The following is a 7,014-nucleotide window of genomic DNA, read 5'->3' as shown; positions in this document are numbered from 1 at the left end:
CCCCGAATGCGAAATCGAGCCCGCGCACCCGGCAGCCGCGCCGCACCTCGACGCCGGCCTCCCGCCGCACGGCCGCGGTGAGGGCGGCCTCCAGCACGATGCGCCGGGTGCGCAGCGTGATCAGGTCCTCGTCGCCGTCCCGCAGCGGCGGGTGCTCGTCGAACCAGTCGAAGTCGTGGTACTCGTGGGCCCCTCGGGCCAGCAGGTCCGCGTAGACGTCCGGGGCCTCGGTGCGCAGTACGGTGCGCACCGGGGCGAGGAACGAGTGGGGCTGGTCGGCCTGGGGCACTCGGGGCCGCGCCCAGTCGTAGAAGTCCCGGTCGAGGTCCTCGCCGGCCGCCCGTGTGTCCTGTTCGAACAGTGTCACCACATGGCCCCGCCGGCCCAGCATGAGGGCCGTTCCCAGCCCACTGATACCCGCACCGATCACTGCAACCCGCGCCACTGAGGCTCCCCTTCGCGTCGTGTTGCGGAGCGATCTTACTGTCGGATGATCTACACCCGTCAAACCGGCGACGACGCGGGTGCCCGATTCGTCAGGCGGGCTGGACGGTGATCGTGCAGAGGCGCTTGGTGGCCCGGGTCAGTGCTACGTACAAGTCCCTTTCCCCGCCGGGGCGGGCCGCGATGATCTCCTCGGGGTTCAGGACGACGACCCCGTCGAACTCCAGGCCGCGTGCTTCGGACGCCGGCACGATGCGTGCGTGGTGGGCGATGCCCCGGGCCGTCAGCTCGCTCACCCTGGTGTCCGCGCAGACCACGCCCAGGAGCTCGCCCGGGTGTGCGGTGCTCTGGGCGCGGAGTTCCCGAACGATGGCGGTGACCATGCCGTCCGGAGGTGTGGTCACGGTGCGGGGGCTCTCGCCGCTCCGCAGTGACCGTGTGGGCTTCTGGTCCGGAGCGATCCGCGCGAGCAGGTCCCGCACGCTCTCCAGGATCTCCTGCGTGGTGCGGTAACTGACGGTCAGGCTGTGCAGTTTGAACCGCGGTCCGACGTGGGGGCTCAGCGCTTCCTGCCAGCCGCGTGCCGTCGCGACCGGGCCCGCCTGGGCGAAGTCACCCACCAGCGTCATCCCCCTTGCCGGGCAGCGGCGGACGATCATCCGCCACTGCATGGCGGTCAGTTCCTGCGCCTCGTCGACGACGACGTGCCCGTACGTCCGCTCGGGAGGGCCGTCGACCAGGCTCGCCGCCTCGTCCAGCAACGGCACATCGGCATCGGTCCACGGGGCGTCCGGACCGCGCAGCAGAAGGGACCGCTCCTGCGCGGTGAGGCGGGGCAGGAACTCGGCGAGAGCGCCGGCGTCCGTCAGAAGCGCCTTCACGAGGTCGCCGGGTACCAGCCGCGGCCACAACTCCTCGACTGCTCGGTCGAATTGGGCGTCGTCGAGGAGATCGGCCCGGATGGCGTCCGGGTCCAGCTCGTGAGCCGGACCCGGGTCGGCCGCACCTTCGGCACGGCGCTGGGCGGCTCCCGTGAACCGGTCGAGGTCCAGGCCCGTCATCATGGCGGCGTCGGCGTCGATCTGCTCCAGGAGGTCGCCCATGTCGCGTTGCATCGCGTCGATGACGGCGTCGACCAGGAGCTCCCTGAACACCTGGCGCGCGGGGTTGTGCCCCGGTACGGCTGCCGCGGCGGCGTCGCGTGCCGTGGCGACTTCCTCGCCGGACAGGTGAACCGGTTCCCTTCCGACCCGCACGGTGAAGTCACCGGCGGGGGCTTGGTGGGCGCGCAGCAGGCCGGCCAGGGCGTCGGCGAGGTCGGAACTGCCCTTCAAGCGCGCCGTGTTGAACGGGTCCACCGCGTCCGTGGACACTCCGGCCAGTTCCCGGCAGGTCGCCAGAACGACGTCGTTCTCTCCGAGCGAGGGAAGGACCTGGGAGATGTAGTCGAGGAACCGGGCGTTCGGGCCCACCACCAGGACACCCTCCTCCGCGGCGCGCGGGAACGCGTACAGGACGTAGGCCGCCCGGTGCAGGGCGACCACCGTTTTGCCGGTGCCGGGCCCGCCCTGCACCACGGTCACCCCGCGGTGGGCGGAGCGGACGATCTCGTCCTGCTCGGCCTGCAGTGTCGCGACGGCCGCGTGCATCCTGCCCGTGCGCCGGGCCGACAGGGCCTCGGTCAACGGGCCGTCCCCCACGACGTCGTCGTCGGTCGGGGCGGTCCCGTCCAGCAGTTCGTCGCTCACCGAGACGACCGTGCGCTCGTCGAGACGCAGGTGCCGGCGCCGCCGCAGGCCCATCGGGTGGACCGGTGTCGCCTCGTAGAAGGGCCGCGCCGCATTCGCGCGCCAGTCCACGAGCAGAGGCAGGTCATCCTCCTCCGTGTGCAGTCCGATCCGCCCGATGCGCAGGGCCGTGCCATCCGTCCAGTCGATGCGCCCGAAGACCAGTCCCTTTTCGGCGCCCTCCAGCCGGCCGATTTCCCTGGCCAGACGCTCGGCGGCGATTTCCCTCTCGTATGCCTCACCGGCGCTGTCCGCCGGGGCCTTCAGCAAACTCGCTCGGTGGGCTCGCGCCACGGAAAGCCGCTCGGTGACCAGCTCATACAGGGAGGACACATAATCCCGCTCCGATTCAATTGCACGCACAGCGGGATCATTCATCTTCGACAACAGGAGGCTCCTTCGATTCGAGCCAACACCATACGGTCGAAGTTCGCTAAAGGTAAGTCTTGACTTACTTGGCGAATCCATGTCCTTCCGGCCGAATCAATGACGGCTGGCTGTATCGCGCATTCCGTATATCGCCAGTTGCGTTCCCGGCGCCCGCATGCCTTATAGGCGAGCCCGCCCTTGGATGTCGGCGATGTTTTTACGAGAACCGCCTCAACGCACCCCCGGCTGCCGGCCTGCGTCGAGCCGACCCGGCCGATCGGCCGGCCGTCTCCCAGCCTCGGTGTCACCCGATCGTTCGGGGCGGAAAACAAGCACGCGTGATTGCTTTTTCCTCCGGCCGGTGCCACGCTGCTGCCCGGCGGTGGCCGTCGGGCGGCCGTCAACTCACCGGCAGGGGAGGCGCATTGGTGCGCGCGCGTGCGGGTTTGCGGATCGGGAACGCCTCGGGGTTCTACGGCGACCGGTTCGCGGCGGTCCGGGAGATGCTGACCGGCGGGCCGCTGGACGTGCTGACCGGGGACTACCTGGCCGAGCTGACGATGCTCATCCTGGCCAGGGACCGGCTGAAGGACCCGTCGCTGGGGTACGCGCGGACGTTCCTGCGGCAGATGGAGGAGTGCCTCGGGCTCGCCCGCGAGCGCGGGGTGCGGATCGTCGTGAACGCGGGCGGGCTCAACCCGGCCCGGCTCGCCGCCGAACTGCGCAAGCTCGCCCAGCGGTACGGCATCGCCGCCGCCGTGGCCCACGTCGAGGGCGACGACCTGCTCCCGCGCATCGCCGAACTCGGCTTACCCGACGGCCTGTTGGCGGCCAACGCCTACCTCGGAGGGTTCGGCGTCGCCGCCTGTCTGGCGCAAGGCGCGGACGTCGTCGTGACCGGCCGGATCACCGACGCCGCCCTGGTCGCGGGCCCGGCGATCGCCCACTTCGGCTGGACCCCGGCCGACCTCGACGCCCTCGCCGGCGCCGTCGTCGCCGGCCACGTCCTGGAGTGCGGGGCGCAGGCCACCGGCGGGAACTACGCGTTCTTCCGGGAGCACGACGTGACGCGGCCCGGCTTCCCGATCGCAGAGCTGCACGCCGACGGCTCCAGCGTGATCACCAAGCACCCGGGCACCGGCGGCGCCGTCACCACCGGCACCGTCACGGCCCAACTCCTGTACGAGACCACGGGATCGCGCTACCTCGGACCGGACGTCACGGCCCGGCTCGACACCGTCCGCCTCACCCAGGCGGGGCCCGACCGGGTCCGCATCGACGGCGTGCGCGGCGAGGCGCCGCCCGCCACGCTCAAGGTGGGCCTCAACAGCCTCGGCGGCCACCGCAACGAGGTCGTCTTCGTCCTCACCGGGCTCGACATCGAGGCCAAGGCCGCCCTCGTGCAACGCCAGTTGGAGGCCGCCATCCCGCCCGCCCGGCGCCCCGCCGAGCTCACCTGGACGCTCGCCCGCACCGACCACCCCGACGCACCCACCGAAGAGGGCGCCTCCGCACTGCTGCGCCTCACCGCTCGGGATGCGGACCCGTCCAAGGTCGGACGCGAACTCGGCAAGGCCGCCGTGGAGTTGGGCCTCGCCGGCTACCCGGGCTTCCACCTCACCGCGCCGCCGGGGCCGGGTGCGCCGTACGGGGTGTTCACCGCCGCGTACGTCGACGCGAAGGCCGTCGAGCACACCGCCGTCCTCCCCGACGGCCGGCACCTGAACATTCCCCCTGCACAGAGCCACCAAGCGCCTTACATCGACGCGGCGTTGGAACTTCCGGAGCCCCTCCCCGCCGGCCCCACCCGCCGTGCCCCGCTCGGCCGGGTGGTCGGCGCCCGCAGCGGCGACAAGGGCGGCGACGCCAACCTCGGCGTCTGGGCTCGCGACGATGACGGCTGGCGCTGGCTCGCACACACCCTCACCGTCGAACGGCTACGTGAACTCCTGCCCGAGACAGAGGACTTGCCCGTCACCCGGCACGTGCTCCCGAACCTCCGCGCACTCAACTTCGTCATCACCGGCCTGCTGGGCGAAGGCGTCGCTGCCCAGCACCGCTTCGACCCGCAGGCCAAGGCACTGGGGGAGTGGCTGCGCTCCCGCCACGTCGACGTCCCCGAAACCCTCCTCGCCGGATCGGAGCCACCGCTGTGACCGTCCTGCCCACCCGCGTCGACCCGGCCGCGCCCGACCACGCCGAGCACCGCGCCGCGATGCTCGACAAGCTCGCTGCCCTCGACGCCGAGCACGCCAAGGCGCTGGCCGGCGGCGGCCCCAAGTACGTCGAACGCCACCGCGCCCGCGGCAAGTTGCTCGCGCGCGAGCGGATCGAGCTGCTGATCGACGAGGACTCGCCGTTCCTGGAGCTCTCGCCGCTCGCCGCCTGGGGCAGCGACTACCCGGTGGGCGCCGCGCTGGTCACCGGCATCGGTGTCGTCGAGGGCGTCGAGTGCGTGATCACCGCCAACGACCCGACGGTCCGCGGCGGCGCCAGCAACCCGTGGACGCTGCGCAAGGCCCTGCGCGCCAACGAAATCGCGCTCGACAACCGCCTCCCGCTGGTCAACCTGGTCGAGTCCGGCGGCGCCGACCTGCCCAGCCAGAAGGAGATCTTCATCCCCGGCGGCGCCCTCTTCCGCGACCTCACCCGCCTGTCCGCCGCCGGAATCCCCACAGTGGCCGTGGTGTTCGGCAACTCGACGGCCGGCGGTGCCTACGTGCCGGGCATGTCCGACCACACCGTGCTGGTCAAGGAGCGCGCCAAGGTGTTCCTCGGCGGTCCGCCGCTCGTGAAGATGGCCACCGGCGAGGAGGCCGACGACGAGTCCCTCGGCGGAGCCGAGATGCACGCCCGCACCTCCGGCCTGGCCGACCACTTCGCCGTCGACGAGGCGGACGCGCTGCGCCTCGCCCGCCGAATCGTCGCCCGGCTCGACCACCGCAAGCCGGGCCCGGCCCCGGACGCACTCGCCGAGCCGCCGAAGTACGCCGGGGAGGAGCTGCTCGGCATCGTCCCGGGCGATCTCAAGGTGCCGTTCGACCCGCGCGAGGTGATCGCCCGGATCGTCGACGGCTCCGACTTCGACGAGTTCAAGCCGCTGTACGGCCCGAGCCTCGTCACCGGCTGGGCCCGCTTGCACGGCTACCCGGTCGGCATCCTCGCGAACGCGCAGGGCGTGCTGTTCAGCGCGGAGTCCCAGAAGGCCGCCCAGTTCATCCAGTTGGCGAACCAGCGCAACACCCCGCTGCTGTTTCTGCACAACACGACCGGCTACATGGTGGGCAAGGACTACGAGCAGGGCGGCATCATCAAGCACGGCGCGATGATGATCAACGCCGTCGCGAACTCGACCGTCCCGCACCTCTCGGTGCTGATTGGCGCCTCCTACGGCGCCGGCCACTACGGCATGTGCGGGCGGGCGTTCGAGCCGCGGTTCCTGTTCGCCTGGCCGAGCGCCAAGTCCGCGGTGATGGGCCCGCAGCAGCTCGCCGGCGTGCTGTCGATCGTCGCCCGCCAGTCGGCCGCCGCGAAGGGGCAGCCGTACGACGAGGACGCGGACGCGGCGATCCGCGCGATGGTCGAGCAGCAGATCGAGGCGGAGTCGCTGCCGGTGTTCCTGTCCGGCCGGCTCTACGACGACGGCGTGATCGACCCGCGCGACACCCGGACGGTCCTCGGCCTCTGCCTGTCCGCGATCCACAACGCGCCGGTCGAGGGCGCGCGCGGCTACGGCGTCTTCCGGATGTAGAAGGGGATCCCAGCCATGATGATCACCAACCTGCTGGTCGCCAACCGCGGCGAGATCGCCCGCCGGGTGTTCCGCACCTGCCGCGCCCTCGGCATCGCGACCACCGCCGTCCACTCCGACCCGGACGCCGACGCCCCGCACGTCCGCGAGGCCGACGCCGCCGTCCGGCTGCCGGGAGCCGCGCCTGCCGAAACGTATCTGCGCGGCGACCTGATCATCCGGGCCGCCCTGGACGCGGGCGCCGACGCCGTCCACCCGGGCTACGGATTCCTCTCCGAGGACGCGGAGTTCGCGCAGGCCGTGCTCGATGCCGGTCTCACCTGGATCGGCCCGCCGCCCGCCGCGATCGCCGCGATGGGTTCCAAGACGGCCGCCAAGCGGCTGATGGCGCAGGCCGGCGTGCCCGTCCTCGACGCCCTGACCGAGCCCACCGAGGCGGACCTGCCGATCCTGGTCAAGGCGGCCGCCGGCGGCGGCGGACGCGGCATGCGCGTCGTCCGCTCGCTGGCAGAGCTGCCGGGCGAGATCGAAGCCGCGAAGGCCGAGGCGGCCAAGGCCTTCGGCTCCGACGAGGTGTTCTGCGAGCGCTACCTGCCCACCGGGCGCCACGTCGAGGTCCAGCTGATGGCCGACGCGCACGGCACGGTCTGGGCGGTCGGCGAC

5 protein-coding genes are annotated in these 7,014 nt (G+C 71.9%); 3 read left to right on the top strand and 2 right to left on the bottom strand.

The window, feature by feature from the left end:
- Positions 1–445 (bottom strand): FAD-dependent oxidoreductase (locus tag AB0O00_RS25365; RefSeq protein WP_363655415.1); only part of this gene is annotated, 445 nt, incomplete at its 3' end.
- Between the two features lie 91 nt (positions 446–536).
- A complete protein-coding gene (locus tag AB0O00_RS25360) occupies positions 537–2,609 on the bottom strand; it encodes an ATP-dependent DNA helicase (RefSeq protein ID WP_363655418.1) in 2,073 nt (690 codons plus the stop codon).
- 419 nt (positions 2,610–3,028) lie between these two features.
- Here AB0O00_RS25360 and AB0O00_RS25355 point away from each other — a divergent pair, with 419 nt between their 5' ends.
- The 3 genes from AB0O00_RS25355 to AB0O00_RS25345 form a co-directional block, all read left to right on the top strand.
- Complete coding sequence (locus AB0O00_RS25355) at positions 3,029–4,756, top strand: acyclic terpene utilization AtuA family protein (protein WP_363655413.1); 1,728 nt, start codon at positions 3,029–3,031, stop codon at positions 4,754–4,756.
- Positions 4,753–6,351 carry a carboxyl transferase domain-containing protein gene (locus AB0O00_RS25350; protein WP_363655411.1) on the top strand — a complete coding sequence of 533 codons (1,599 nt, stop codon included), beginning with the start codon at positions 4,753–4,755 and terminating at the stop codon, positions 6,349–6,351. The genes AB0O00_RS25355 and AB0O00_RS25350 overlap by 4 nt, the downstream gene beginning before the upstream one ends.
- Before the next feature lie 18 nt (positions 6,352–6,369).
- Positions 6,370–7,014, top strand: a 645-nt coding sequence (locus AB0O00_RS25345) for a biotin carboxylase N-terminal domain-containing protein (RefSeq protein ID WP_363655416.1), incomplete at its 3' end; no start/stop codon positions are given.

It is taken from the genome of Kitasatospora sp. NPDC093558, from assembly GCF_040683475.1.
Classification (GTDB): Bacteria; Actinomycetota; Actinomycetes; order Streptomycetales; family Streptomycetaceae; genus Kitasatospora.
Note: the sequence above shows the minus strand (reverse complement) of the source record. Positions and strands in the feature narration are given on the sequence as shown.

What these genes read in the sequence shown, in the direction of transcription:
- AB0O00_RS25360 (WP_363655418.1), bottom strand. Translation starts at nt 2,609, where the DNA reads ATGAATGATCCCGCTGTGCGTGCAATTGAATCGGAGCGGGATTATGTG.